This is a genomic window from Streptomyces sp. CA-250714, from assembly GCF_050936705.1.
Taxonomy (GTDB): domain Bacteria; phylum Actinomycetota; class Actinomycetes; order Streptomycetales; family Streptomycetaceae; genus Streptomyces.
In genome coordinates, this window is sequence record NZ_JBNJMI010000001.1 from 1,893,801 (window position 1) to 1,920,368 (window position 26,568).

The following is a 26,568-nucleotide window of genomic DNA, read 5'->3' on the forward strand; positions in this document are numbered from 1 at the left end:
GCCGACTAGCATGACAATCGTGTCAACGACCGAAGCGCAGATATCCGAGGCCGGCTCCGACGCGACCAGCGGGCCCGACGACGCTCCCGTCGCCCTCACCGCGCGCGAGCCGCACGTACCGGCCGACCAGCTGGTGGCCGAGATGGTGCCGCCTCCGCGCTTCGACGGCGTGCGCTTCGGCACCTACATACCCGACCCCGCGCAGCCGAGCCAGACCGAGGCGGTAGGCGTGCTCAGCACGTTCGCGGACAGCCTCGGCGGCGCTGCGCGAACCGACGGCGGACCGAAGCGCTGGTTCCGCCGCGTACCGAAGCAGTCGCGGGGGTCTTCCGCCGGGCCGCGCGGGGTGTATCTGGACGGCGGCTACGGCGTCGGCAAGACACATCTGCTCGCCTCCCTGTGGCACGCGGCGCCCGCGGCGCCGGAGCGCAAGGCGTTCGGCACCTTCGTCGAGCTGACCAACCTCGTGGGAGCTCTGGGCTTCCAGCAGACGGTGCAGACCCTCAGCAGCCACCAGCTGCTGTGCATCGACGAGTTCGAGCTGGACGATCCGGGTGACACGGTGCTCGTCTCCAGCCTGCTGGCCAGGCTGGTGGAGAACGGCGTGGCGCTGGCGGCGACCTCGAACACACTGCCGGGGAAGCTGGGCGAGGGGCGATTCGCCGCCGCCGACTTCCTGCGGGAGATCCAGGGTCTGTCCGCGCACTTCCGCACCCTGCGCATCGACGGCGAGGACTACCGCCACCGCGGGCTGCCCGAGGCGCCCGAGCCGTACGCCGACGCGGAGGTCAGCCGCGCCGCGCACCGGATACCCGGCGCCTCGCTGGACGACTTCCCCGCGCTGCTGGACCACCTCTCCCGCGTCCACCCCAGCCGCTACGGCGCACTGGTCAGGGGCGTACAGGCGGTGTGTCTGACCGGCCTGGCCCCGGTACCCGACCAGTCGACGGCGCTGCGCCTGGTGGTGCTCGCCGACCGGCTCTACGACCGCGAGGTGCCGGTACTGGCCTCGGGAGTGCCCTTCGACAAGCTGTTCAGCGAGGACATGCTCCAGGGCGGCTACCGCAAGAAGTACTTTCGGGCGATCTCCCGGCTGACCGCGCTCGCGCGCGACGGTGGCGAACTGGTCACCAGCTGATCCGGAGCCGCCGGTGACATGATCGGGTTTGCGCCGGTGACCACCCCGGCCTTTGCGCCGGTTGCGTCCTGAGCAGTGTGCGCACACTGATACCCGTGGTACACACACTTGGTCACCTGTCCGCCAACAGGGAGAGTGTCCGATGTCCACGACCAGACGCCAAGTGCTGGCCAGATCCGGAGCGGTTGGGGCCACAGTCGCCTTCAGCGGCGCGCTCTCGGAATTGTTCACTGGGACCGCCGCCGCCCAGGCCACCGGCGGCCGCGCGGGCTACGGTCCGCTCGTCCGCGACCCCGACGGGCTGCTCGACCTGCCCAAGGGCTTCCGCTACAAGGTGCTCTCCCGCGAGGGCGACCCTCTCCGCTCCGGCGAGGGCAAAGTGCCCAGCAACTGCGACGGCATGGCCGCCTTCGCCGGGTCCCGCCGCGGGCGCACCTGGCTGGTCCGCAACCATGAGAACCGGATGGACGCGCGGGTGCCCGTCCCCACCGTCGAGGGCCTGACCTACGACCCCGCCGCCAAGGGCGGCTGCACCGTCCTCGAGGTGGACGGCGACAACGACGTACGGACCGAACGCGTCGGCATCGCGGGCACCTCCACCAACTGCGCGGGCGGGCCGAGCCTCTGGGGCACCTGGCTGACCTGCGAGGAGACGGAGTTCAAGGCCGGCGAGGAGGGCTACACCAAGGACCACGGCTTCATCTTCGAAGTCGGCTTCGACCCCCGCCGCCCCACCTCCGTCGAACCGCTGAAGGCCATGGGCCGCTTCCAGCACGAGGCCGTCGCCTTCGATCCGGGCACGGGCGTCGTGTACGAGACCGAGGACGCGTTCGAAAGGCCCTTCGGCCTCTTCTACCGCTTCCTGCCCAAGAAGCCCAAGGGCGGTCACGGTTCGCTGCACGCGGGCGGCAAGCTGGAGGCCATGCGGGTGCCGGGCGTGCCGGACCTCTCCGCCGTCACCGAGACGGGCACCTCCTTCGACGGCATCGAATGGGTCGAGGTCCCCGATCCGCTCGCCAAGGAAACGCCCATCCGGTTCCAGGACTTCGGCAAGGGCGGCATCACCCACGCGCAGAAGCTGGAGGGCTGCTACTGGGGCGGCTCCAGCGTCTACTTCGTGTCCAGCTACGCGCGCAGCGAGGAGGGCTCGAAGGGGGACCACTTCGGGCAGATCTGGCGCTACGACCCGCGGCGCCGCCGCCTCACACTCGTCATCGTGTTCGGGCCGGACACCGATGTGCAGCTGCCCGGCGAGGAACCGGACAACATCTGCCTCGCCCCCAGCGGCGGTCTGATGGTGTGCGAGGACGGCGAGGGCGCGCAGCACGTCTTCGGCCTCACCCGGCAGGGCAAGGTCTACCCGATGGCACGGGGCGCCCAGAACATCGGCACCCCCGAGGAGCCGGAGTGGGGCGAGTTCGCGGGCGTCACCTTCTCCCCCGACGCCCGCACCATGTACGTCAACTGCTACAAGCCGGGCACGACGTTCGCGGTTACGGGGCCCTGGAAACACTGAGGGCTGCGCCCCGCTAGGGGCGCGGGGAACTGCTCCCCCAGCCTCCGGCCGGGAGGTGCCCCCACCAGCCACAACGCACCGCGCACCCGGCCAACTCCACCGACCACAGCGGCGGGCTTCCACCGGCCCGGCACCGCCGGACACGACTCCGGTGGTCGCTCGCCGCTGCGGCGGGAAAAGGGGGCCTCACTCGCGGCGGGTAGCCACGGCGCACGCCGCAACCGCGGCGAGGGTCGCAACAGCGACCGCGGCGAGCAGCGCGAGCCACGGGACCTGGACCTCTCCCTGGCTGGAGCCGCGGACCAATCCGCGTACCGCGGCGTTGGCCGGCGAGGCCCCCAGCGCCAGGGCGGCGACGCTCCCCAGCAGCGTGGCGCTCACCGCGTACCCACGGGACCGGATCAACGGCCGGTTGCCCAGGGCCCCCACGGCGGCCCCCGTCAGCACGCACGCCAGCACCCCGCACAGCCCCGCGCCCACCGCGGGCAGCAGCGGCACGGTGGCGGTCCCGTCGGTACTCCGCGGGGCACTCATCCCGGCCACCACCCCCACCCCCGCACACCCGAACAGCAGTGCCGCCACTCCCCCGGCGGCGACACCCGCGAGGTGCACCCGCCAGGCCCCGGCAGCAGCAGCCGCGCACTGCCGGGCCGCGGCGGGCTCGGCCGTCACACAGCTGCGCACCAGCCAGGCGGCGGCGGGCAGCAGTGCGGCGGCGGCCAGGCCGAGCGAGTCCAGCAGCGGCTGGCCCGGCCGTACGCCGACGGCCAGCAGCCCGGCGTACAGCAGCAGCGGCGCCAGCCACCGCTGGGAGCGTGCCAGCAGGGCGAGTTGATAGCGGGTGAGCGCGAGCGTCGCCCTCATACGGAGTTCCCCTCCCCGAGCGGTCCCAGCGGCTGTACGGAGCTCACGTGCCAGCCGGGCCGGGCGGCCAACAGCACCCGCAGCGCCGTATCGGAAGCCGCGCTGGGCAGCGTCAGCAACAGCCGGCCCTCCGGCGCGAGCCGGCACCGCGCGCTGCCCGGCAAGCCGTCGGGCACCCCGGCGCCGGGCGCCCCCAGCGCTTCGATGCGCGTCATCGGAGGCCGCCGCACACCTCGCCCCGGCCCGGCGACCGCGACCCGGCCGTCGGCCGCGACCCGCGCGGTGAGGTCCGGGGCCCCGGCGAGCCGTGCCGGGTCGTGGTCGACGAACGCCACGGCGCCGCCCTCGGCCACCCGTTCCCGCACCACGCTGTCGAGGACCTCGCGCGCGGGCTGGTCGAGACCGGTCCATGCCTCGTCGAGCACCAGCAGATCGGGGCGGCCGACGAGGGCCTGCGCGACGGCGACCTTCTGGGCGCTGCCCTTGGACAGCTCCCGCATCCTGGTGTCGGCGTACTGTCGGGCACCGAACCGCTCCAGCCAGGCGGCGCCCTCCCGGGCGGCCGTGCGAGTGCTCAGCCCGCGGACGCGGCCCAGGTGGGTGAGGTAGCCGAGAGCTGTCAACGGCAGTGCGGCGGGGAAGCGTTCGGGGACGTAGCCGCGCGTACGGGGGCGCCCGCGGACCCGGCCCGCGCTGGGCGCGTCGATCCCCGCGACCAGCCGCAGCAGCGTGGACTTGCCGCTCCCGTTGCCGCCCTCCACCCGCACCAGGGTGCCCGCCGGCACCTCGAGGTCCACCCCGCGCAGCACCCAGGGCCCGCCCGTCCGGTAGCGCCGTCCCACGCCCTCCAGCCTCATGGCCCAGATCATAGGAGTGGCACCGGCCGCTGGCAGACTGAACAGGTGACCGTTCCAGACTCCGCAGCACCGCACCCCGCCGAACCCGAGCGCTTCGTCCTGCCCCTCGTCGTCCGTATCGAGCGCGCCGCACCGCCGGCCCGTACGGACGCGCTGGAGACGGCCGCCCGCGCGGTGCTCACGCTGCTGTCCGACCCGCGCACGGCCGAGGAGACCGGCGAGTGGCACAAGCGGGTGCGGCTGTGGGAGGAGCGCCAGATCCGCAAGGTCGTACGGCGGGCGCGGGGCGCGGAGTGGCGGCGTACGGAGGCGCTGGAGGGGATCACCGTGGCCGGTCGTACGGCCGAGGTGCGGGTCTTTCCGCCGGTGCCGTTGGACGGCTGGCCCAAGGAGCTGGCACGGCTCCAGGTTTCGGGCACGGAGCTGGACGACCCTCAGCCGCCGGCCGCACCCGCCGCCGGCACGCCCGTGCTGTGGCTGAACCCCGAAGTGGAGATGTCGGCGGGCAAGGCGATGGCGCAGGCCGGACACGCCGCGCAACTGGCCTGGTGGCAGCTGGACACCACCGCCCGGACGGCCTGGCACCATGCGGGCTTCCCCCTCGCCGTGCGCCCGGCCCACCACGCGGCGCACTGGGCCGAGCTGACCACCAGCGGCCTCCCCGTGGTCCGCGACGCGGGTTTCACCGAGATCGCCCCTGGCTCCTGCACGGTGGTCGCGGAGCACCCGGGTACGAGGTAGCCGCGCCCCGGAGGGGCGCGGGGAACTGCGCGCCCAACCACAACGCACCCCGCAGCCAGCAGACGACGCCCAGGGGCACCCCCTGCCACTCCGCCACGGAAAGTGGCATCCTCATCACAGGACGCATCGGGGGGTGCGAGAAATGACGCAGGCGTATCAGGGGGGCGCGGGGTCAACCATCCCAACGGGCCCCGCCGGGCTGGTGGGGCTGGTCGGCGAATGCCTGGCGCTGCCGCCGGAGGCGGAGCGCCCCGTGATCGTGCTGCTGGGCCCCCGCGGCTCCGGTGCGAGCGAGGCACACGGAGCGCTGATGGCCCGGTTCGGCACGGACCAGGCCCCGTTCGCCTACCTCAACTTCGGCTCCGAGCAGCCGCTGCGCCCCCGGTACGCACTGGGTCTGATCGCCCGGCAGCTGGAGCGGAAGCTGGCCCGCTACCGGGTCTCCCGCTTCCCGCGGCTCACGCTGGGCCTGCTGGTGTCCGACAGCGACATCGGGGACCTCGGCACGGTGCCGCTGCGCGACCAGCGGCGCCAACTCCACCGCCGCGTCGGCCGCTTCGAGGACCGTACGTTCGACAACTACGGCGACTATCTGTCCGGCTTCCTCCAGGTGGGCGGGTCGGCGCTCGGCCTGCCGGCCGGTATCCCCGCGGTGTTCGAGGACATGGTGATGGGGGCGGCACGCGACGGTGCCCGTATGGTGTCCGGGCTGCTGTCGCGGCACCGGTTCGCCGAGAGCGCCCGCTGGTACGCGGGCCACCGGCTGACCGGCGGCTCGAACCCGTGGGACGCGGTGGTCGAGCTCAACCACTGGCGCCGGGGCTCCGCCGAGGACACCGAGAAGCTGGACCTGATCCTGTTCGCGGCGTTCCTGGAGGACCTGCGGCGGAACGCGGAGCTGTCGTTCGCGCCGTGCTCGTATCTGCTGCTGCTCGACGGATGCCATACGGAGCACGGCCGCCGCTTCCTGCAACTGCTGCTGGCCACCCGCGAGGACACCTGGGCGGCGGCCCGTGGCGCGGGCCTGCCGGAGTCGGCAGCGGGTGATCCGCTCACCGTCGTCGCCAGCACCAACAAATGGCTGCCGGGCTGGGGCCCGCCCTCCGGGGAACCGTGGGGCTGGACGGTCCAACCGCCGGACCACGCGGGGCTCTCCGACTGGCGCGAGCGCAGGCCGCCGGGGAGCGGGGCGCACTGGTATCCGCTGCGGCTGCGGGACCTGACGCTGGACGAGGTACGGACGAGGCTGTCGGACCGGCCGCAGCGCGACCCGGCGCTGGCCCCGTTCGTGCACCGGCTCACCTGCGGGCTGCCGCGTGCCGTACAGCAGGTGCTGACGCTGCTGGACCAGGCGGACCTCCCCGCGAGCGGCGGCCACGAGCGGGCGGCGTGGCTGCGCCGACTGCCCGAACGTACGGTCCCCGTAAGGACGTTGCCCGCCCGGACACCACCGCAGCGCACGGTGCCCGGCCCACCCCGGCCCGGCGGACCGGGACGGTACGGCGCCGGGCCGGGCGGCCCGCGGCCCACGCCGGCGCCGCCCCCGGCCCCCGGCGAGGTGGGCGTTCCGCTGGTGGACGCGGCGCTGGGCCCGCTGCTCGACGGCTTCGACGAGACGGAGCGGGCGACGCTGGAGAGATGCGCGGCAACTCCTGATCTCTCCGTCGGCTGCCAGGTGTTCGGCGAGGGCTCGGGCCCGGCACGCGGCGCCGAGGCCTCCGGCTCGCTGTTCACCAAGGCCCACACCGGGTTCCTGCTCGCCCACGGCCGCCCCGGCGACCGTCCGGTGCTCCACCCGTGGCCCCGGCGGCTGCTGCTGTGGCGGCTCGCCGAGCGGCCCGCCGACTGGGCGGCGGCACACCAGCGGTTGAGCGACCACTACACCGCCGAGGGACAGCCGGTGCGCGCGATGTACCACCGGCTGGCCCTGCACGAGATCGACGAGGTCACCGACTTCCTGGCCCGGCGCCTGGAGGCGGTGGACACATCGCGCTGGGTGGCGGAGCTCAACACCGTCTCGTCCGCACCCAACAGGGTGCCCAAGGACAAGGTCTACCGCGACCTCCTCGGCCCCCTCACACACTCCTCCTCGGCAACCGGGGCCCCGCTGGAGGCGGCCGTACGCGGGTTGCTGGTGGCCCGCTGGCTGTGGAAGGACCCGCTGGTCGACCCGGAGATGAGGCTCGGCCCTGCGCTGGCCGCCCGGTTCGAGCGGCTGTCCCAGGAGCATCCGCGCGGGGAGAGCCTGCACCTGCTCAATGAGGCCGAGCGCTACCGCAGTTGGATCCACCCCCAGACGTGGGCCGAGGAAGGGTGAAGGCATGTTCCGGATCACCTGGCCGCTGCATATCGTCAAGCGCGTACTCGCCGTCGTGGTGGCGCTGGCCGTGCTGGGGGTGGCGGTACCACTCACCTACCAGTGGGTCAGCGAACGGAATGCGCGCTGCGCCGACGGGGTCGTCAAGGCCGACGTGGAGAGGCGGCCGGGGAAGCGGGAGTGTGTCGGTGTCACGGACGGCAGCCACGTCTTCGCGCCGCATCTGCGGTCAGTCACCGAGCGGATCAAGGCGGAGAACGACCGGGTGGCCAAGGAGGAGGAGCGCTATGTCTCCGTCGCCTATCTGACGACGTTCACCCTCACGGACGACGACAGCAACTCCGACGAGTCGGTACGGCACGAGCTGGAGGGCGCCTATCTGGCACAGCGCCGGCACAACACCGGCGATCTGCGCGGCTCCCCCAAGATACGGCTGCTGATCGCCAACCCCGGCAGCTCCTCCGCACACTGGCAGCACGTCGTCGACCGGCTCGCGGAGCGCACCGAGGCACCGGACCGGCTGGTGGCCGTCGCCGGTCTGGGGCCGAGCACGGCGAACAACCTTCGCACCCTGCGCGCGCTGGAGAAGCGCCGGATCGCGATGGCAGCCAGCACGATGTCCGCGACGAACTTCCGCGACATCGACGGATTCGTCCGCGTGGCACCGACCAACACCGACGAGGCCCGGGCCGCGGCCGGATATCTACGGCGCCAGAAGTTCCGTACGGCGGTCATCGTGCAGGACATCGCCCGCACCAACCACTACGCGAACACGCTGGGGCCGGCCTTCGAGAAGGCGTTCCCCGACAAGAAGGGCAAGCACCGGATCGTCGCGGACGAGGAGCTGACGTTCGACTCGTCGGCACGTACCGGCTGGGAGAACGAACTGCGGCATATGACGAGCCAGTTGTGCCGGCAGAAGCCCGAGGTGGTCTTCTTCGCCGGGCGGGGCAGACATCTCACCCACTTCCTGGACTCGCTCGCCAACCGCACCTGCACCGACCAGGAGTTCCACGTCGTCACCGGCGACGACACCACGAACCTGACCGCGCACGAGCTGGAGCGGGCGCACCGCACCGGCGTCGAGGTGCTGTACACCGGGCTCGCGCATCCCGACATGTGGCAGAGCGGCGAGGCGGGTAAACGCGCCGTCTCCGCCGCCACGGCCCGCAAGTTCCGCGAAGGGGGCGAGCTGGACCGCTGGTTCCCCCGCGACGCCCGCGACGACGGGCAGGCCATCATGTCCCACGACGCCGTCCTGACGGCGGCCCGCGGGGTGAGTATGGCCGCGCAGTGGGGCGGCGAGGTGACCGGGGAGTCGGTCGGCCGGATGTTCCACAAGATGAACCTCGACGACAGCGTCCCCGGCGGCAGCGGCTTCCTCTCGTTCCTCAACAACGGCAACCCCCGCAACAAGGCCGTGCCGATACTGCGGCTGACGGAGCGCAAACGCGCGGAGTTCGTCGAGGTCTCGGCGCCCCACGGCGCCCCGCCGAGCCACTGAAGCTCAAGTTCAGCTCTGAGCTGCCGGGTGCCGGGCATGAACCCGCGCCGAGGGAGCAGGAGTGCTCTTGCAGCAACGGGGCCGCGGCCACGGGGGGCGCGGCCCCGGAGAGCGCGGCCACGGGGGAGGAGCGAGGCATGGAGAGACTGGGCACCGGGATCGGCTGGCGGCCGGAGATCGCGGACGGCATCGAGGCACTGCCGGGCATCGACTGGGTGGAGGCGGTCGCGGAGAACCTCTGCCCCGGCCATCTGCCCGAGTCGCTGCTGCGGCTGCGGGAGCGCGGCACGGTGGTGGTGCCGCACGGGGTGGCGCTCGGCCTCGGGGGTGCCGAGCGCCCCGACCCCGGGCGGCTCGCTGCGCTCGCGGAGTGCGCCGAGGCGCTGGGCGCTCCGCTGGTGACCGAGCACATCGCGTTCGTCAGGGCCGGCGGCGAGGGCACCGGGGTGCCCCGGATGGAGGCCGGTCATCTGCTGCCGGTGCCCCGTACCCGGGACGCGCTGGACGTGCTGTGCGAGAACATCCGCATCGCGCAGGAGGCGCTGCCGGTGCCGCTGGCGGTGGAGAACATCGCGGCGCTCATCAGCTGGCCGGACGAGGAGCTGAGCGAGGGCGAGTTCCTCGCCGAGCTGGTCGAGCGCACCGGCGTGGGTCTGCTGATCGACGTCGCCAATCTGCACACCAACCGGGTGAACCGCGGCGAGGACCCGGTGGCCGCACTGGAGCGGCTGCCGCTGGAGGCGCTCGCGTACGTCCATGTGGCGGGCGGCGTCGAACGCGGTGGCGTCTGGCACGACAGCCACGGGCATCCGGTGACCCAGCCGGTGCTGGACGTGCTGGCCGAGCTGTGCGCCAGGACGGTGCCGCCCGGGGTGCTGCTGGAGCGGGACGAGAACTTCCCGCCGGTGGCCGAGCTGGCCGGGGAACTGGACCGGATCAGCGCCGTGGTCCACGCCGCCGGTGAGGAGGCCGCAGGTGTCCGATGACGCGCGGGCCCGACTGGGCCGGGCACAGGCGGCGCTGCTGTCGGCGCTGGTCGCCGACGGACCCGCGCCGCCCGGCTTCGACCGGGACAGGCTGGAGATCCAGGCGAGGGCACTGCGGGCCAAGCGCGCCGACATCGTCGCCAAGGTGGCGCCGGAGCTGCCGCAGCTCCTCGGCGAGCCGGAGTACCGCAACCTGTTCGCCGCGTACGCGACGGGGCGCCCCATGGACGCCAACTACCGCTGGGACGCGCTGAACTTCGCGGCGTACGTGCTGAAGGAGGCCCGGCTCCCCCGCCGCCCGCGCCGGGAACTGAAGCGCTGGTACAAGCACCGCACCGGACCGGGCCCGCGCTGAGCCCGCGGCAGCCGGGGCAGGCGCTCGGCCCATCCGAGGGGTGTTCCGCGACACCGCGAGTGGATGCTTTACATCTGCGTATGAGCCGCTGAGCATCCAATATGAGCGGCGGTGCCCCGGGGCACGGCTGACGGAGCGACAGCGACACACAGCGGGAGCCTCAGTGCGCGCAGCAGCGATCCCCTCCACAGTCGGTGCCCTGACCCTCACTCTGCTGTCCGCCTCGGCGGCGGCCTCGGCCACCTCTGATACAGCTCCCGCTGCCGCGCGCAGCGTGCCGGAAGCGGTCGGCGTCCGGGTCGCGGCCGAGGACGCCGCGGACGAGGGCATCCGCTGGCAGCCCTGCCCCGCCGCCGACCGGCTGCCCGGTTCCGTCGAGTGCGGCACCGTCCGGGTCCCGGTGGACTACTCGCGGCCGGACGGCGAGCAGATCCCCCTCACCGTCAGCAGGGCCCGGGCCACGGGCACATCCGGGGAGCACCTGGGGCCGCTCGTCTACAACCCGGGAGGGCCGGGCGGCAACGGAATGAGCTTCGCCCTCTACCCGAAGCTCGGCGGCCTGTGGAAGCGCCTCAACGCCCGCTACGACTTCATCGGCTACGCGCCGCGCGGCGTCGGCCGCTCAGGACCGCTCTCCTGCCAGGACCCGCAGCAGTTCCTCAAGGGGCCCAACTCCTCTCCCCGGCAGCCCACTTGGGCGTTCAAGCAGGCCATGAACCGGAAGGCCGCCGCCTACGCCGCCGGCTGCGCCAGGGCGCAGCCCGACCGGCTGCCGCACTACACGACGCCGAACAACGCCCGCGACCTGGATGTGCTGCGCGCCGCTCTGGGGCAGCGCAAGCTCACCTACTTCGGCGTCTCCTACGGCACGTACATCGGCTCGGTCTACGCGACGCTCTTCCCCGGACACGTCCGCCGCCTCGTGCTGGACAGCATCGTCGACCCCTCCCCCGACAACGTCTGGTACCAGGCCAACCTCCATCAGAACCGGACCTTCGAGCGGCGCTGGGGGGACTGGAAGACCTGGGTCGCCCGGCACGACGACACCTACCGGCTGGGGCGTACCGCCGAGCAGGTGCAGGCGTCCTTCGACGCGGTGCGCGCCGCCGTGGACCGTACGCCCGCGGGCGGGACGGTCGGTTCCAAGGAACTGGTGGCCACGTTCCTGAAGACCGGGTACGCGGACGCCACCTGGGCGCCGTACGCGCGGGCTCTCTCGGACTTCCGCAAGGGCGACCCGAGGGCGCTGGTGAAGGCGGCGGCGCCGGATATGAAGGCGGCGAAGAGCGAGGAGAACGGCAACGCCGTCTACAACGCGATCCAGTGCCAGGACGCGCCCTGGCCGCGGGACTGGGCCCGCTGGGACCGGGACAACACCGCCACGGCGGCGGTGGCGCCGTTCAACACCTGGGACAACGCCTGGATGAATCTGCCGTGCGCCTACTGGAAGACGCAGCCGGGCACGCCGATGGACGTCCGCGCCGAGTTCGGCCGGCTGCCGCCCGTGCTGCTGGTGGCCGCGACCCGGGACGCGGCCACCCCGTACGAGGGAGCTGTGGAGACCCAGCGCCGGCTGGCGGGCTCCTCACTCGTGACCGAGCGCGGTGCGGGCAACCACGGGGTGAGCGGCGGCAACCCGTGCGCGGACGCACATATCGAGCGGTACCTCCTGGAGGGCAAGACGCCGGGCGCCCGCGCGGAGTGCGGTGCCCGGCCCGAGCCGAAGCCGGGAGCCCGGCAGCCGGCGCTGCCGGTCTCCAACACCCGGGCGACCCGCTGAGGGGCTAGGCCAGACCCGCGACCAGCTCGCCCAGCGGCTTGCGGCGGCCCGTGTAGAAGGGCACTTCCTCACGGACGTGGAGCCGCGCCTCGGAGCCCCGCAGATGCCGCATCAGGTCGACGATGCGGTACAGCTCGTCGGCCTCGAAGGCGAGGATCCACTCGTAGTCGCCCAGCGAGAAGGCGGGCACGGTGTTGGCGCGTACGTCGGGGAAGCCGCGGGCCATCTTGCCGTGGTCGGCGAGCATCCGGCGGCGGTCCTCGTCGGGCAGCAGGTACCACTCGTAGGAGCGCACGAAGGGGTAGACGCTCACATAGGCGCGCGGCTCCTCGTCGGCGAGGAACGCCGGGATGTGCGACTTGTTGAACTCGGCGGGGCGGTGCAGCGCCATGTTCGACCAGACGGGCTCCAGCGTGCGGCCCAGCCTGGTGCGGCGGAAGCGGTTGTAGGCGTCCTGGAGGGCGTCGGAGTCCTCCGAGTGCCACCAGATCATCAGGTCGGCGTCGGCCCGCAGCCCGGAGACGTCGTACGTACCGCGGACGACCACGTCCTTGGCGGCGAGCTGGGCGAACAGCTCCTCCACCTCGTCCGCGTATCCGGCGCGGTCCTCGGGGAGCACCTCGCGCAGCCGGAAGACCGACCAGAGGGTGTAGCGGATGACCTCGTTGAGGTCCTTGGCCTTCTTGCCCGCGTTGGGGGACTTCTGCGGTGCCTCACTCATGGCGTGTCTTCTCACCGTTCTCGTTGACCGACTCAGCTGATTCCAGTACGTGCCGGGCCGCGCGCTGTCCACTGGCAACGCAGGCCGGGATGCCCACGCCCTCGTAGACGGCGCCGGCCACCGCGAGTCCCGGCAGCGCGTCCGTGGCTGCCCGGACGGCGGCGACGCGCTGGAGGTGTCCGACCGGGTACTGCGGCAGACCGCCGTCCCAGCGGGAGACGAGAGTGTCCACGGGGCGCGCGTCCAGCCCGGTGGCGGCGCGCAGATCGCGCAGCGACAGCTCCACCAGTTCGGCGTCGTCCCGCTCGAGCACCCGCTCCTCGCCGTACCGGCCCAGCGAGGTGCGCAGCACGAACAGCGAGGGGTCCTGCGCCGCGACCCAGCTCCACTTGTGCGCGGAGAAGGTGGCGGCCTTGATGGCGCGGCCGTCCACGGGGGGCACCAGGAAGCCGCTGCCGTCCGGGATACGGTCCGCCTCCGACCTGCGGAAGGCCAGGGTGACCAGCGCCATCGAGGCGTACTCGACCTCGTCGAGCACCGTGGCGGCGGCGCGGGTGTGCGGGGCCAGCAGCCGGGCGGCGGCCGGTGCGGGGGTGGCGAGTACGACGGCGTCGGCGCTCAGCGCCTCGTGCTCGGTGACGGCGAGCCAGCCGGACCCGCCGTCGGAGGGCGCACGGCGCAGTTCGCGCACCGGCGTGCTCAGCCGGATGTCGGCGCCCTTGTCGGCGCACGCGTCGGCCACGGCCCGGGGCAGCCGCCCGACGCCGCCCTCGATGCCCATGAAGACAGGCCCGTGCGGCGCGGGCGCGGCGGCGGCACGGTCCTGTACGGCGCGCACCGCGGCCAGCAGGGAGCGCTCGCCGCGCGCTGCCTCGTACAGCTGCGGTACGGCGGCGCGCATCGAGATCCGGTACGCGTCACCGGCGTAGACCCCGCCGAGCAGCGGCTCCACCAGCCGGTCGACGACCTCGCGGCCGAGCCGCTGGGCGACGTACTCGCCCACGGCCACATCGTCGCCGACCTCGGTACGCGGCAGCCGTCCGTCCTCGGCGATCCGGGCGAGCCCTTCGGGCGAGAGCACCCCGCCGAGCGCGGCCGGGTCGCCGGGGACGCCCATCAGATGGCCCTTGGGCATGGGCCGTACGGCGCCGCGCGTCCAGATGGCGCCCCCGGCCATGGAGGGCGGCTCCAGCTGTTCGCCGAGCCCGACGGCGCGCGCCAGCTCCACGGCCTCGGGGCGGCGGGCCAGCATGGACTCGGCGCCCAGGTCGACGGCGGCCGTACCGGCGATGCTTCCGGCACGCAGCTTGCCGCCGAGCCGGGAAGATGCCTCCAGCACGGTCACTCGCGCACCGGACGCCAGCAGTTGGTGCGCGGCGGCCAGCCCGGAGATACCGCCCCCGATGACAAGTACGTGCATGTGGGCAAGTCTCGCAGAACGGTACCCGGCGCATAGCGTGGGCCCTGTCAGTGGCAGCCCGTCCGGTGGGCAGCACGGCCCGAACGGTGAAGGGAGCGTCCGCGATGGCGGCAGCGGAGCGGATGGTGGTCATCGGTGGCGATGCGACGGGGATGTCGGCCGCGGCGCAGGCACGCAGGCTCAAGAGCCCTGACGAGCTGGAGATCGTGGCCTTCGAACGGGGCGGCTTCTCCTCGTACTCCGCCTGCGGCATCCCGTACTGGGTGGCCGGTGACGTCGCCGAGCGCGACAAGCTGATCGCCCGCTCCCCCGAGGAGCACCGCTCGCGCGGAATCGACCTGCGGATGCGTACCGAGGCTGTCGAGCTGGACGTGGACGGGCAGCGGGTGCGCGTGCGCGAGGAGGGCACCGAGCGCTGGGTGGGGTACGACCAGCTGGTGCTGGCCACCGGCGCGGTCCCGGTGCGCCCGCCGCTGCCCGGCATCGACGCCGAGGGCGTGTACGGGGTGCAGACGCTGGACGACGGCCAGCAGCTGCTGGACGCGTTGGAGCAGAGGGTGGAGCCCGGGAGTACGACTGGGGACGGTGCGGCGCGGCGCCGGGCGGTCGTCGTCGGCGCGGGCTACATCGGCGTGGAGATGGCCGAGGCGTTCGTCCGGCGCGGCTACGCGGTGACGGTGCTGGAGAAGGCCGAACAGCCGATGTCCACCCTCGACCCGGACATGGGCAAGCTCGTGCACGAGGCGATGTGTTCCATGGGCATCGAGACGGTGCTGGGCGCCGCCGTCACCGAGGTCCTCACCGACGCGCGGGGGCGGGCCCGCGCAGTCGCGACCGAGGACGCCGAGTACCCGGCCGACGTGGTCGTACTGGGCCTCGGCGTGAAGCCCGCTACCGAGCTGGCCCGCGAGGCGGGGCTGCCGCTGGGCGAGTCCGGGGGGCTGCTGACGGATCTGGCGATGCGGGTCCGCGGCCGGCAGAACATCTGGGCGGGCGGCGACTGCGTGGAGGTGCTCAACCTCGTCTCGGGGCGCGCCCAGCACGTGCCGCTGGGCACGCACGCCAACAAGCACGGCCAGATCATCGGCGCCAACATCGGCGGCGGCTACGCCACCTTCCCCGGCGTGGTGGGCACGGCCGTCAGCAAGGTCTGCGATCTGGAGATCGCCAGGACGGGACTGCTGGAGGCGCAGGCCGCCGCCGTCGGGCTCCGCTTCGCCAGCGTGGTGATCGAGTCCACCACCCGGGCCGGCTACTACCCCGGTACCCGGCCGATCCACGTCAAGATGATCGCCGAACACCGCTCGGGACGGCTGCTCGGCGTCCAGATCGTCGGCCGCGAGAACGCCGGCAAACGCGTCGACATCGCCGCGGTTGCGTTGCACGCGGCTATGACGGTGGAGCAGATGACCGCCCTCGATCTGGGCTACGCCCCACCGTTCAGCCCCGTCTGGGACCCGGTCCTGATCGCCGCCCGCAAAGCCGCCGCGGCGGTCAGGGAGGGCTGACCGCCGCCGTCGTCTGCGGCCCGGTGGCCGGTGCTGCGCTTGCCCACCCTGCGCCCTGCAGCGGGGTGTGGGGGCGGAGCCCCCACCCATTCTCCGCCGGTACGGCGCGCAACCACGACGGTGAGAGTCCGGCAGCGTGGGCGACGGCCGCAACCTCAGCGGCGGCTCTCCTCATGGACGTACGCGACCAGGTCCGTCAGCGCATGCGGGTCGGTCTCCGGGAGGACGCCGTGGCCGAGGTTGAAGATGTGGCCCTCCAACCCGCGCGCGGCATCCAGGATGCGGGCGGCGTGGTGCTGCACCGCGTCGCGGGGGGCGAAGAGGACGGCCGGGTCGAGGTTGCCCTGGATCGCCTTGCCGGGGCCGACGCGCCGGGCGGCCTCGTCCACCGGCACCCGCCAGTCGGCACCGACGACATCAGCGCCGGCCTCACCCATGAGGCCGAGCAACTCACCCGTGCCGACGCCGAAGTGGATGCGGGGCACCCCGTACCCCGCGACGGCCTGGAACACCTTCGTGGAGGCGGGCAGCACGCTGTGCCGGTAGTCCTCGGGGGCGAGCGCGCCCACCCAGGAGTCGAAGAGCTGCACCGCGCCGGCGCCCGCCTCGATCTGGACCTTCAGGAAGGCGGCGGTGATGTCCGCGAGCCGGTCCAGCAGTTCGGCCCACAGTTCGGGGTCGCCGTACATCAGCGCCTTGGTGCGCTCGTGGTTCTTCGAGGGGCCGCCCTCGACCAGATAGCTGGCCAGCGTGAAGGGCGCGCCGGCGAAGCCGATGAGCGGAGTGGCGCCGAGCTCGCGGGTGAGGATGCCGACGGCCTCGGTCACATACGAGACGTCCTCGGGCTCCAGGGGCCGCAGCCGCTCCAGGTCGGCGCGGGTGCGGATCGGCTTCTCCACGACGGGGCCGACACCGGGCTTGATGTCCAGGTCGACGCCGATGGCCTTGAGGGGGACGACGATGTCGCTGAAGTAGATCGCGGCGTCCACCTTGTGCCGGCGCACCGGCTGCAGGGTGATCTCGGCGACGAGATCGGGCCGCATACACGAGTCCAGCATCGCGATGCCCTCGCGCACCTTGCGGTACTCGGGCAGCGAGCGGCCGGCCTGCCGCATGAACCACACCGGCGTGTGCGGCACCGGTTCGCGGCGGCACGCGCGGAGAAACGCTGAATCCGCCGCAGCACCCGCTGCGGCGTTCGCTGGCTGCGTCGGCTGGCCCTCTGGGCGGTCGTTTCCACTCACACCCGAAGTCTCCCATGGCCTAATGGGGTGTCCCTACCAGCCTGAAGCCCGCCGTCCGCCTACTCTTCGGCCCATGACTGCGGCTCGGGCGGCGAAGGCGGGAGGCTCCGGCGGAGTGGAAGAAACCAGCGGGACGGGAGGCTCCGGCGGCGGGGGCGGGGACTCCTCTCCGCCGCCTTTCCGGGCGGCTGTCGCGGCGCTGAGCGAGACCCGCCCGCGCCCCGAGGTCCGGCTCTCCCCCCTCCCGGCGCCCAAGCGGCTGGCGCCGTACTCCTTCGCGCTGGAGGCGACGGTGACGGAGCCGGACGACGCGGACACCGAGCTGGCCGACGGCCGGTTCGTGCTGCTGCACGACCCGCAGGGCCAGGAGTCCTGGCAGGGCACCTTCCGTGTCGTCACGCTGGGCCGGGCCGAGCTGGAGCCGGAGATCGCCGGTGACCCGCTGCTGCCCGAGGTGACGTGGACCTGGCTGACGGGCGCCCTGGAAGCGCGCGGTGCCGGATACGGGGAGCCCAGCGGGACGGTGACGCGGTCGAGTTCGGCCTTTTTCGGCGGGCTGGCGGAGCGCACCACGGAGGAGGTGCTGGAGATCCGGGCGAGCTGGACCCCCGAGGGCGCCACCCCGGACGCGGCCGCGCATCTGACCGCCTGGTGCGAACTCCTCTGCCAGTGCGCCGGGTTGCCCCCGGAGACGGGTGAGAGCTCCTCGGTCGTCCAGCTCCCCCAGCGCAGGGGACCGCGCTAGCCCTTCACCCCCCATACCCCCTCAGTGCCGCACCCGGCGGGAGCCACTCCCGCCGGGTGCGGCGTTTTGTCTACAAAGACGCCGCGCAATTCCACTCATCGGCCCAGGGCTGTGCGGACAACGGTCTCTGTGTAGACAAAGGAATCTTTCCGGCTGCGGAAAATGACCGGGGGAAACCGGATTGTGGAAATTCAGGTCACTAATTCGTGATCTTTCTCTAAAGAGGTGTGGAGAAGGTGCCGAAGGAGTCTGTGACCCTTCACGCGGAATACCCGACTCGTTCGGTTCCGTCCCCCACAGCCACTCCCCTCAGGAGGCCCGGTGTCTGTTCTCCTTGAGCACCCCACAAGCCTGGTCGCCTACCGCCCGAACAAGCCGACGGCCATGGTCGTCGTGGCCGACCCCCGCGTCCGTTCCACCGTGACCCGCCATCTGTGGGCTCTCGGCGTGCGGGACGTGATCGAGGCGTCGTCCATCGCGGAGGCCCGCCCCCGAATCGGCAACCCACGCGACATCTGCGTGGCCGACGTCCACCTGCCCGACGGCTCCGGGCTCAGCCTGCTGTCCGAGACCAGAGCGGCGGGCTGGCCCAACGGCCTGGCGCTGTCCGCCGCCGACGACATCGGCGCCGTACGCAACGCGCTGGCCGGCGGCGTCAAGGGCTATGTCGTCACCGGCACCCGCACCAACCTGGGCGGCCCGCTGCCCACCCGGCACGGTGCCGCACCCATCGGCGCGGCGGCTGCCGCGCGTATGCACCGCAGGCCGGGCGGCGGCCCCGGCGGTCCTGGGCACCCGGGCGGCTACCGGGAGCTGTCGGGCCGCGAGGTCGAGGTGCTGCGGCTGGTCGCCGAGGGCCAGTCGAACAAGGCCATCGGCGTGTCCATGGGCCTCTCGGCGCTCACCGTCAAGAGCCACCTCGCCCGGATCGCCCGGAAGCTGGGCACCGGCGACCGCGCGGGCATGGTCGCCGTCGCTCTGCGGACGGGCATCATCCACTGACCCCGGCCCCCTACTCTCCGGTACTCCTCCGTCCTCCCCCCACCCTTCCGCTTTCCGGGCGCCCGCCGACGTAACGTTCCGTCGGCGGGCGCTCGCCATTGGGTGCGCGCGGATACCCTTGACTGGTGACCGACGCCCAAGAGACCGCATCAGCATCCGCAGCTCAGGCCCACCTCCAGGACTCCGCCCCGGCGCCGGTCCCCCTCCTGGAACCACGCGAGGGGATCCCGCCCGTCACGGTGACGGCCGGGGAGCTGGCACAGGTGACCGACGCCTTCGCCGCGGGCAGCGGCCCGGTGGCAGTCGACGCCGAGCGCGCGTCGGGGTACCGGTACGGACAGCGGGCCTATCTGGTTCAACTGCGCCGCGATGGAGCCGGCACCGCGCTGATCGATCCGGTCGCCTGCCCCGACCTGTCGGGCCTGGACGCGGCGCTGGCCGGCACCGAGTGGGTACTGCACGCCGCCAGCCAGGATCTGCCCTGTCTGCGGGAAATAGGTATGCGGCCCACGCGGCTCTTCGACACCGAGCTGGCCGGGCGGCTCGCCGGATTCGCCCGGGTCGGTCTGGGCGCGATGGTGGAGAACGTGCTCGGATACGCCCTGGAGAAGGGCCACTCCGCGGTCGACTGGTCCACCCGTCCGCTGCCCGAGCCCTGGCTGCGGTACGCGGCGCTGGACGTGGAGCTGCTGGTGGATCTGCGGGACGCGTTGGAGCAGGAGCTGTCCCGGCAGGGGAAGCTGGAGTGGGCTCAGGAGGAGTTCGCGGCCGTCGCCGCCGCTCCGGCCCCGGCACCGCGCAAGGACCCCTGGCGGCGTACCTCGGGCATGCACAAGGTGCGGCGGCGCCGGCAGATGGCCGTCGTACGGGAGCTGTGGCAGGCGCGGGACGCGGTGGCGCGCAAGCGGGACGTCTCGCCGGGCAAGGTGCTGTCCGACGCGGCGATCGTGGAGGCCGCGCTGGCCATGCCGGCGAACGCCCGGGCGCTGGCCGCGCTGCCCGGCTTCGGCCAGCGGGTGGGCCGCAAGCAGCTCGACCAGTGGCAGGCCGCCGTCGAGCGGGCCCGTGCGCTGCCGGAGGAGGAGCTGCCGCAGCAGGCGCAGGCCACCAACGGTCCGCCGCCGCCCCGTTCCTGGGCCGACAAGGATCCGGCCGCCGCCGCACGGCTGACGGCAGCCAGGGCCGCTGTCACCCAGCACGCGGAGGAGCTGAACCTGCCGCAGGAGAACCTGCTGACGCCGGACACGGTGCGGCGGCTGTGCTGGGAGCCGCCCGCCGAGGTGTCCGTGGAGTCGGTCTCCGGCGCGCTGCGGGCGCTGGGGGCGCGGGAGTGGCAGATCGCGCAGACGGCGGAGCTGCTGCGGGCCGCGCTGACCGCTTCCGCGTGACGGGCCCCGGCACCTGGGTGTGACGTGTGCCCCTCGGTCAGGTCGCCCCTTGCCAGGTGGTTACCGGTAAGTAGCATGGGGGGCGACCGACCCCTGGCCGCACCTGGAGGAGAGCCAACGTGCCTCGTACCGCAAGGGACGTCGTCTTCGTCGACGGCGTTCGCACACCGTTCGGCAAGGCGGGCCCCAAGGGCATCTACCACGAGACCCGCGCCGACGACCTGGTCGTCAAGTGCATCCGTGAGCTGCTGCGCCGCAACCCCGACCTGCCTCCGGAGCGCATCGACGAGGTCGCCGTCGCGGCGACCACCCAGATCGGTGACCAGGGGCTGACCCTGGGCCGCACCGCCGGGATCCTCGCGGGGCTGCCGCAGACCGTCCCCGGCTACTCCATCGACCGGATGTGCGCCGGCGCGATGACGGCTGTCACCACGACCTCCGGCTCGATCGCCTTCGGCGCCTACGACATCGTCGTCGCCGGCGGTGTCGAGCACATGGGTCGGCACCCAATGGGCGAGGGTGTGGACCCCAATCCGCGCTTCGTCTCGGAGAAGCTGGTCGACGAGTCGGCGATGTTCATGGGCATGACCGCCGAGAACCTGCACGACCGCTTCCCGCACCTGACCAAGGAGCGCGCCGACGCCTTCGCGGTGCGCAGCCAGGAGAAGGCGGCCAAGGCGTACGCCAACGAAAAGATCCAGCCGGATCTGGTGCCGATCTCCATTCGCCGTACCTCGCCCGAGGCCGGGGAGACCGGCTGGGGCCTGGCCACCGCCGATGAGCCGATGCGGCCCGGCACCACGCTGGAAGGGCTGGCCGGTCTCAAGACGCCGTTCCGCGCGCACGGCCGCGTCACGCCGGGCAACTCCGCCGGGCTGAACGACGGCGCCACCGCCTCCCTGATCGCCGCCGAGGACGTGGCGCAGGAGCTCGGGCTGCCGGTGAAGATGCGGCTGGTGTCGTACGCGTTCGCCGGTGTGGAGCCCGAGGTGATGGGCGTCGGTCCGGTTCCGGCCACCGAGAAGGCGCTGGCCAAGGCCGGTCTGTCGATCGACGACATCGGTCTGTTCGAGATCAATGAGGCGTTCGCCGTCCAGGTGCTCGCGCTGCTGGACCACTACGGCATCGCCGACGACGACCCGCGCGTCAACCAGTACGGCGGTGCCATCGCCTTCGGCCACCCGCTGGCCTCCTCCGGCGTACGGCTGATGACCCAGCTCGCCCGCCAGTTCGAGGAGCAGCCGCATGTCCGCTACGGCCTGACCACCATGTGCGTCGGTTTCGGCATGGGCGGGACCGTCATCTGGGAGAACCCCCACTGGGAGGGCAAGTAACAATGAGCACCGCTGAGCTGCTGAAGGGTGCGGCCGAACTGTTCCCGGACGAGGTCGTCACCCAGGCGCACGTACGCCACCTCGACCTGCCGTACGGTGCGGGCAGGTTCGCCCTCATCACGCTGGACAACGGGCTGGACCACACCAAGCCCACCACCTTCGGGCCGCAGTCGCTGGCCAATCTGAACGCCGCCATCGACCAGGTGGAGAAGGAGGCAGCGGACGGCGAGATCAAGGGTGTCGGCCTCACCGGCAAGCCGTTCATCTTCGCCGTCGGCGCCGACCTCAAGGGCGTCGAGCTGCTGAAGCGGCACGAGGACGCGGTCGCCATCGGCAAGGGCGGCCACGACGTCTTCGTCCGGCTGGCCAATCTGGCCGTGCCGACGTTCGCGTACTACAACGGCGCGGCGATGGGCGGCGGCGTCGAGGTGGGGCTGCACTGCACCTACCGCACCGTCTCCGCCGCGCTGCCCGCCTTCTCGCTGCCCGAGGTCTTCCTCGGCCTCGTTCCCGGCTGGGGCGGCTGCGCGCTGCTGCCGAACCTGATCGGCGCCGACCGTGCGGTCAGCGTCATCATCGAGAACTCGCTCAACCAGAACCGCCAGCTCAAGGGCAAGCAGGTCCACGAACTGGGCATCGCCGACGCCCTGTTCGAGGGCGCCGACTTCCTGGAGGAGTCGCTGCGCTGGACCGCGGGCGTCCTCAAGGGCGAGATCGAGGTCGTACGCCCCGAGATCGACCGCGGCGAGGCGTGGGACGCGGCCGTCGAGCGCGGCCGGCAGATCGCCGACAGCAAGGTGCACGGCGCGGCCCCGGCTGCCTACCGCGCCCTGGACATCATCGCCGCCGCCAAGAACGGCGACCTGCGCAAGGGCTTCGAGGCCGAGACGCAGGCGCTCGCCGACCTGATCATGGGCGGTGAACTGCGCAGCGGCATCTACGCCTTCAACCTGGTGCAGAAGCGCGCCAAGCGCCCGGCCGGCGCCCCGTCCAAGGATCTGGCGCGCCCGGTCACCAAGGTCGGCGTCGTGGGCGCCGGTCTGATGGCCTCGCAGCTCGGGCTGCTGTTCGCCCGCCGCCTGGAGGTGCCGGTCGTGCTGACCGACATCGACCAGGAGCGGGTCGACAAGGGCGTGGCCTACTGCCATGAGGAGATCGACAAGCTGCTGCTCAAGGGCCGGGTCAACCAGGACAAGGCCAACCGGCTCAAGGCCCTGGTGACCGGCTCCCTCGACAAGGCCACCGCGTTCGCCGACGCCGACTTCGTCATCGAGGCCGTCTTCGAGGAGATGGGCGTCAAGCAGCAGGTGTTCGCCGAGGTCGAGGCTGCCGTGCCGGAGCACGCCATCCTGGCGACCAACACCTCCTCGCTGTCCGTCAGCGAGATGGCCTCCCAGCTCAAGCACCCCGAGCGGGTCGTGGGCTTCCACTTCTTCAACCCGGTCGCCATTCTCCCGCTGCTGGAGATCGTGCGGGGCGAGAAGACCGACGACGCCGCGCTGGCCACCGCCTTCGGTGTCGCCAAGAAGCTGAAGAAGACGGCCGTACTCGTCAAGGACGCCCCGGCGTTCGTCGTCAACCGGGTGTTGACCCGGTTCCTCGGCGAGGTGCTGCGCTCCATCGACGAGGGCACGCCGGTCGAGGTCGCCGACCGGGCGCTGGCGCCGCTGGGGCTGCCCATGTCGCCGATCCAGCTGCTGGAGCTGGTGGGCCCGGCCGTCGCCCACCACGTCGCGGGCACGCTGCACGACGCCTTCCCGGACCGGTTCGCCGTCTCGGAGAATCTGGGGCGGGTCGTCGAGGCCGGCAAGCGGAACCTCTACGTGCCGGGCACACAGGAGCTGGACCCGGAGGTCGCCGCCCTCTTCCAGTTCGGGGATGTCTCCCTGACGGAGGAGCAGGTGCGGGAGCGGGCGCTGAACGCCATCGCCGAGGAGATCCGGCTGATGCTGGACGAGGGTGTGGTGGCCGAGGCCCAGGACATCGACCTGTGCCTGATCACCGGTGCGGGGTGGCCGTTCCACCTCGGCGGTGTGACGCCCTATCTCGACCGCGAGGGTGTCAGCGAGCGCGTCACCGGCCGCCGCTTCCTGGCTCCCGGGCTCGCCAGCATTCCGGAATGATGCGGTAGCCGCTGCCCTTCCCCGGTCCTGGTCCGGGGCCCCGGTCTTCAGGGGCCCCGATTCATCGGGGAAGGGCGGCGGCTTTTTCACTTCGTAGCGGGCTCGCGGCCTTCGAAGGCGTTGCCCTGCGGGCCGATGGCCAGGTACTTGGACTTGATGTCGTCGGCGAGATCGCCGGTTACATCAGGCCCCTTCCCGTACTTCTCCAGGTATTTCTCCGCAGTACCCCCGAGATCCTGCTCACCGCGGGCGAAGAACTGATCCTTGTTCTCCGGCGGATCAGGAAGATGGGGCCCGCCGAAAACCACATCGTTGTGGAAGAGCTTCGCGAATTCCAGGCCACCGCCCGAGACGATGGGAATCACCACGCCCCAGGGCCCGCTCTTGCTCACGAGATTGAGCACCCCGTTCGTCAAAGCGGGTGCCGCTGAGCTCATACCGACACGGGTCCAGGAGCCGGAATCGCGGTAGGCCTGCTTGGCGGCGGCGCTGTCGGCAGCGTACTGCGCCTCGATCTGCTGGACCCGCGAATGGTCCAGCGTTCCCCGTGCTTCGGCCTCCGTCAGCAGCACCCGCCGCCCCGTGGCCCAGTTCTCGTCGCTCTCGGAAGGCGGCTGCTGCGCCAACCGGTCGAGGGTGTAGAGGTGTTCGGCCTGGTTCATGATGCCGTGCGAGGTCTCGTTCTGGCCCAGGACACTGAGGAAGTCCACGGCCTGGTCGCGGCTGAGCGACGCGGCGCCCCGGTAGCCGGGCGGGAAGGCTCCGTCGCTGTGCAACGAGTCGCCCACGCCGGAGACGGCTCGGTTGATGTCGTCCACGTAGGCGCCGCCCATCGCGCCCAGACTCCCCGCGATGGCCGGCTGGTCGCGCAGCAGCTTGGGCCCGTCAGCGCCGCCGTAGACATGGACGACCTGTTCCATGACGTCGGCGGTGGCGGCGGTGCGCCGGTCGCCGCCGTGCTCGAAGAGTTCGGGGTTCTTCCCGGTCAACTGCGGGTCGTCCCAGGAGTAGCCCGTGGTGGCCGCGGTGAGCGCGTGGCCGAGCGCCTCATGCCCCGGCAACTGCCGCGGACCCGCCTGGGTGTTGCCGTCGAAGATCCAGTTGCGGTCCTTGGTCAGATACTCCAAGCGGTCGTTGAGTTCGGAGTCCCGGTCCACGACGCCGTTGACATCGGCGGGCTGGCCGAAGAACTCGGTGGCGGCGCCGGAATTGTGGCCCAGGGCCTCCAGAAAGCCGACCATCGCGTCGTGGCCGGTGTCCCCGGGCCCGCCACGCGGATTGAGGTTGTCGGTGTCGGCGCTGTTGGCCCAATAGGCGTAGTTGTCCCGGGTGTTGAGCTTCTTGTCCCAGTCGACGAGCCGGTCGCCGTAACGGTTCAGAAAGCGGCTGTCGTACGTACCCGAGTGCATCAGGTTGCTCATCAGCTGGAAGCCGTACGGATGCGTCGTACCGCCGCTGCTCTCCAGGCGCTTGTCGCCCAGCACTATCATGTCGTGCTGCCACTGCCGCATGCCCGGGGTGTGGACGTTCGTGGCGGTGGCCAGTGTGGTGCTCAGTGACTCCTGGAGCGTCCTGGCCGACTTCAGCCACGCCTTGTCGTCGATCTTGGTGTCGGGGTGGTCGAGGTTGTGCGGGTGGGTGGCGTTGTACCAGAGCTTCAGCGTCCGCTCGGCGCCGAGCCTGGTGGCGAACTGCTCGGCGAACTGCGAGTCCTGGCTGTGCCGGCTGATCAGCGTGGTGAGCCGCGCCAGCTGGTCGGACGACATCTTGCCGTTCTCGGTCTTCGCCAGATGCAGGGCTTCCTTGAGGTCCCGGGCAGCGTGCTCCCGGGCGGCCTTGAGGCTGTTGTACGCATGGTCGTTGAAGCCGCGTTCGGTGCCGTTGACGTCCGCGGTCAGCGCCTGGGCGAGATCCCGGTCGGCCTGGTCGGCATTCTTGAGGGCGGCGCGGGTGCGGTCCCGGTATCCGGCGATGGCCTCGCTGTAGGACTTCGTGTACGCGGTGCGGTGCTTCTCCTCCGCTGCGGTGAGCTCAAGGGCGACCGAGCCGTCCTGCTTGTTGAGCTTGAGGTGCTTGTGACCCTGGAGCTCGTCCTCGATGGCCTTGAGCTCCTTCTGCGCGGCACGGAACCTCGCCAGCGCCTGGGAGAGGACCGTGTACACCCGCCGGGACTCCTCCTGCGCTGCCAGCAGTTGGGCCTTGACGCCGCGGAACTTGCGCCATGCCGCCTCGGCGGTCTCGCCCTCCCAGTCGGAGTTGGCCAGGCCCTTGACGACCTCGGTGTTGAAATTGGTGGCCACCTGCTGGAACTTGCCGGGCGCGTTCTTCCACTTGCCCACGGCCTCGTCCAGCGGGGTGAGGTCCGCGTGCCGTACGTCGGTGTAGCTGAGCTGGTCGGTCATCAGCGGTTGCCCCCGCCCGGGGCGTGGCTGCCGTCCTTCGTGCCCGGCTGGTGGCCGCCTTGCGTGCCGTTGCCGTGGCTGTCCTTGCCGCCCGCCACCGCGTCGATCTCTGCCTTGCGCCGGTGGTCCTCGCTGGTGAACGCGCCCGCCGCGGTGCGCAGCGCGGACGACGTGCCGGTGAACTGCTGCTTGACGTAGGACATCTGGTCGCGCCAGCGCTCCTGGAAGGTGGCGATCGCGGCATCCGCACGGAAGCCCTTGAGGGTGCCGGTGATCTGTCCGGTCTCGCGCATGACCTCGTCGTCCGCCTTGAGGAACTGGCCCCGTACGGTCTCGGCGCGGCCCGCGCGCCCCCGCAGCACGGGGGCCGTCACATTGAGCCGCTTCTTCCCGTTCGCTGCGCCGCCGCCACCGGTGACGCCCCCGTGTGCGCCGGTCCCGGCGAGGCGCATGTGAGCCGTCCCCTCGGGCGCGTACGCGGCCTTCAGTCCGGCCCACTCCTGCTCGAACGACAAGCTGTCCTCCCGTTCCCTGCGTCGTGCGGATGTCTCCGCGTGCGACGGCCTGACGCACGCGGGGCGGCGAACCTAACTTCCGCAGGGAAACAGCAGACGATCAACGGG

19 protein-coding genes and 1 pseudogene are annotated in these 26,568 nt (G+C 72.0%); 13 read left to right on the top strand and 7 right to left on the bottom strand.

The genetic code is table 11. From position 1 onward, the window contains the following. Positions 1–10: 10 nt before the first annotated feature. Entirely contained in the window at positions 11–1,138 is a 1,128-nt protein-coding gene (gene zapE / locus ACQEU8_RS08485) for a cell division protein ZapE (RefSeq protein WP_433098473.1), read from the top strand. 142 nt (positions 1,139–1,280) lie between these two features. Next, positions 1,281–2,654, top strand: coding sequence for an alkaline phosphatase PhoX (locus ACQEU8_RS08490; RefSeq protein ID WP_433098475.1), 1,374 nt, complete (start codon positions 1,281–1,283; stop codon positions 2,652–2,654). A 186-nt stretch (positions 2,655–2,840) separates the two neighbouring features. Here the strand turns inward: ACQEU8_RS08490 and ACQEU8_RS08495 are convergent, their stop codons facing one another. Both ACQEU8_RS08495 and ACQEU8_RS08500 read right to left on the bottom strand, forming a co-directional pair. Beyond that, on the bottom strand, positions 2,841–3,518 hold the full coding sequence (locus ACQEU8_RS08495; RefSeq protein ID WP_433098477.1) for an ABC transporter: 678 nt from the start codon (positions 3,516–3,518) through the stop codon (positions 2,841–2,843). Then, a complete protein-coding gene (locus tag ACQEU8_RS08500) occupies positions 3,515–4,375 on the bottom strand; it encodes an ATP-binding cassette domain-containing protein (protein WP_433098479.1) in 861 nt (286 codons plus the stop codon). Before ACQEU8_RS08500 ends, ACQEU8_RS08495 begins: the two co-directional genes overlap by 4 nt. A 45-nt stretch (positions 4,376–4,420) precedes the next feature. Here ACQEU8_RS08500 and ACQEU8_RS08505 point away from each other — a divergent pair, with 45 nt between their 5' ends. The 5 genes and pseudogenes from ACQEU8_RS08505 to ACQEU8_RS08525 all read left to right on the top strand — a co-directional run bounded on the left by ACQEU8_RS08505 (position 4,421) and on the right by ACQEU8_RS08525 (position 12,058). Further along, positions 4,421–5,116: a peptidyl-tRNA hydrolase gene (locus tag ACQEU8_RS08505; protein ID WP_433098481.1), complete on the top strand. Its 696-nt coding sequence runs from the start codon at positions 4,421–4,423 to the stop codon at positions 5,114–5,116. Positions 5,117–5,258: 142 nt separating this feature from the next. Further along, positions 5,259–7,433: a hypothetical protein gene (locus ACQEU8_RS08510; RefSeq protein WP_433098483.1), complete on the top strand. Its 2,175-nt coding sequence runs from the start codon at positions 5,259–5,261 to the stop codon at positions 7,431–7,433. Between the two features lie 4 nt (positions 7,434–7,437). Continuing rightward, positions 7,438–8,937: a branched-chain amino acid ABC transporter substrate-binding protein gene (locus ACQEU8_RS08515; protein WP_433098485.1), complete on the top strand. Its 1,500-nt coding sequence runs from the start codon at positions 7,438–7,440 to the stop codon at positions 8,935–8,937. 137 nt (positions 8,938–9,074) lie between these two features. Further along, positions 9,075–10,278, top strand: a pseudogene (locus ACQEU8_RS08520) (DUF692 domain-containing protein). A 163-nt stretch (positions 10,279–10,441) separates the two neighbouring features. Beyond that, complete coding sequence (locus ACQEU8_RS08525; RefSeq protein ID WP_433098487.1) at positions 10,442–12,058, top strand: alpha/beta hydrolase; 1,617 nt, start codon at positions 10,442–10,444, stop codon at positions 12,056–12,058. Between the two features lie 4 nt (positions 12,059–12,062). Here the strand turns inward: ACQEU8_RS08525 and hemQ are convergent, their stop codons facing one another. Together hemQ and hemG are read right to left on the bottom strand one after the other, a co-directional pair. Continuing rightward, a complete protein-coding gene (hemQ, locus tag ACQEU8_RS08530) occupies positions 12,063–12,779 on the bottom strand; it encodes a hydrogen peroxide-dependent heme synthase (RefSeq protein WP_433098489.1) in 717 nt (238 codons plus the stop codon). Next, positions 12,772–14,199, bottom strand: coding sequence for a protoporphyrinogen oxidase (gene hemG, locus ACQEU8_RS08535; protein ID WP_433098491.1), 1,428 nt, complete (start codon positions 14,197–14,199; stop codon positions 12,772–12,774). Before hemG ends, hemQ begins: the two co-directional genes overlap by 8 nt. 104 nt (positions 14,200–14,303) lie before the next feature. On the opposite strand from hemG, the gene ACQEU8_RS08540 reads away from it, so the two are divergent. Beyond that, complete coding sequence (locus tag ACQEU8_RS08540; protein ID WP_433098493.1) at positions 14,304–15,707, top strand: FAD-dependent oxidoreductase; 1,404 nt, start codon at positions 14,304–14,306, stop codon at positions 15,705–15,707. Between the two features lie 155 nt (positions 15,708–15,862). On the opposite strand, the gene hemE is transcribed toward ACQEU8_RS08540, so the two are convergent. Next, a complete protein-coding gene (gene hemE, locus ACQEU8_RS08545) occupies positions 15,863–16,951 on the bottom strand; it encodes a uroporphyrinogen decarboxylase (RefSeq protein WP_433098495.1) in 1,089 nt (362 codons plus the stop codon). Between the two features lie 73 nt (positions 16,952–17,024). Here hemE and ACQEU8_RS08550 point away from each other — a divergent pair, with 73 nt between their 5' ends. The 5 genes from ACQEU8_RS08550 to ACQEU8_RS08570 all read left to right on the top strand — a co-directional run bounded on the left by ACQEU8_RS08550 (position 17,025) and on the right by ACQEU8_RS08570 (position 23,543). After that, positions 17,025–17,696 carry a DUF3000 domain-containing protein gene (locus ACQEU8_RS08550; RefSeq protein ID WP_433098497.1) on the top strand — a complete coding sequence of 224 codons (672 nt, stop codon included), beginning with the start codon at positions 17,025–17,027 and terminating at the stop codon, positions 17,694–17,696. Between the two features lie 321 nt (positions 17,697–18,017). After that, the gene (locus ACQEU8_RS08555) at positions 18,018–18,698 is read left to right on the top strand and encodes a response regulator transcription factor (RefSeq protein WP_099884917.1); all 681 of its coding nucleotides are present in this window, start codon (positions 18,018–18,020) and stop codon (positions 18,696–18,698) included. Between the two features lie 125 nt (positions 18,699–18,823). After that, on the top strand, positions 18,824–20,086 hold the full coding sequence (locus ACQEU8_RS08560; protein WP_433098499.1) for a ribonuclease D: 1,263 nt from the start codon (positions 18,824–18,826) through the stop codon (positions 20,084–20,086). Between the two features lie 119 nt (positions 20,087–20,205). After that, positions 20,206–21,420, top strand: a complete 1,215-nt coding sequence (locus tag ACQEU8_RS08565; RefSeq protein ID WP_433098501.1) for a thiolase family protein — start codon at positions 20,206–20,208, stop codon at positions 21,418–21,420. Positions 21,421–21,422: 2 nt separating this feature from the next. Then, positions 21,423–23,543: a 3-hydroxyacyl-CoA dehydrogenase NAD-binding domain-containing protein gene (locus tag ACQEU8_RS08570; protein ID WP_433098503.1), complete on the top strand. Its 2,121-nt coding sequence runs from the start codon at positions 21,423–21,425 to the stop codon at positions 23,541–23,543. Between the two features lie 86 nt (positions 23,544–23,629). On the opposite strand, the gene ACQEU8_RS08575 is transcribed toward ACQEU8_RS08570, so the two are convergent. Both ACQEU8_RS08575 and ACQEU8_RS08580 read right to left on the bottom strand, forming a co-directional pair. After that, on the bottom strand, positions 23,630–25,945 hold the full coding sequence (locus tag ACQEU8_RS08575) for a hypothetical protein (RefSeq protein ID WP_433098505.1): 2,316 nt from the start codon (positions 25,943–25,945) through the stop codon (positions 23,630–23,632). Then, entirely contained in the window at positions 25,945–26,460 is a 516-nt protein-coding gene (locus ACQEU8_RS08580) for a hypothetical protein (protein WP_433098507.1), read from the bottom strand. The genes ACQEU8_RS08575 and ACQEU8_RS08580 overlap by 1 nt, the downstream gene beginning before the upstream one ends. Between the last annotated feature and the right edge of the window lie 108 nt (positions 26,461–26,568).

Coding starts and splice junctions, on each gene's coding strand:
- ACQEU8_RS08510 (WP_433098483.1), top strand. CDS start 5,259: ATGACGCAGGCGTATCAGGGGGGCGCGGGGTCAACCATCCCAACGGGC.
- ACQEU8_RS08490 (WP_433098475.1), top strand. CDS start 1,281: ATGTCCACGACCAGACGCCAAGTGCTGGCCAGATCCGGAGCGGTTGGG.
- ACQEU8_RS08540 (WP_433098493.1), top strand. CDS start 14,304: ATGGCGGCAGCGGAGCGGATGGTGGTCATCGGTGGCGATGCGACGGGG.
- ACQEU8_RS08570 (WP_433098503.1), top strand. CDS start 21,423: ATGAGCACCGCTGAGCTGCTGAAGGGTGCGGCCGAACTGTTCCCGGAC.
- ACQEU8_RS08575 (WP_433098505.1), bottom strand. CDS start 25,945: ATGACCGACCAGCTCAGCTACACCGACGTACGGCACGCGGACCTCACC.
- ACQEU8_RS08550 (WP_433098497.1), top strand. CDS start 17,025: ATGACTGCGGCTCGGGCGGCGAAGGCGGGAGGCTCCGGCGGAGTGGAA.
- ACQEU8_RS08515 (WP_433098485.1), top strand. CDS start 7,438: ATGTTCCGGATCACCTGGCCGCTGCATATCGTCAAGCGCGTACTCGCC.
- zapE (WP_433098473.1), top strand. CDS start 11: ATGACAATCGTGTCAACGACCGAAGCGCAGATATCCGAGGCCGGCTCC.
- ACQEU8_RS08500 (WP_433098479.1), bottom strand. CDS start 4,375: ATGAGGCTGGAGGGCGTGGGACGGCGCTACCGGACGGGCGGGCCCTGG.
- ACQEU8_RS08495 (WP_433098477.1), bottom strand. CDS start 3,518: ATGAGGGCGACGCTCGCGCTCACCCGCTATCAACTCGCCCTGCTGGCA.
- hemG (WP_433098491.1), bottom strand. CDS start 14,199: ATGCACGTACTTGTCATCGGGGGCGGTATCTCCGGGCTGGCCGCCGCG.
- hemQ (WP_433098489.1), bottom strand. CDS start 12,779: ATGAGTGAGGCACCGCAGAAGTCCCCCAACGCGGGCAAGAAGGCCAAG.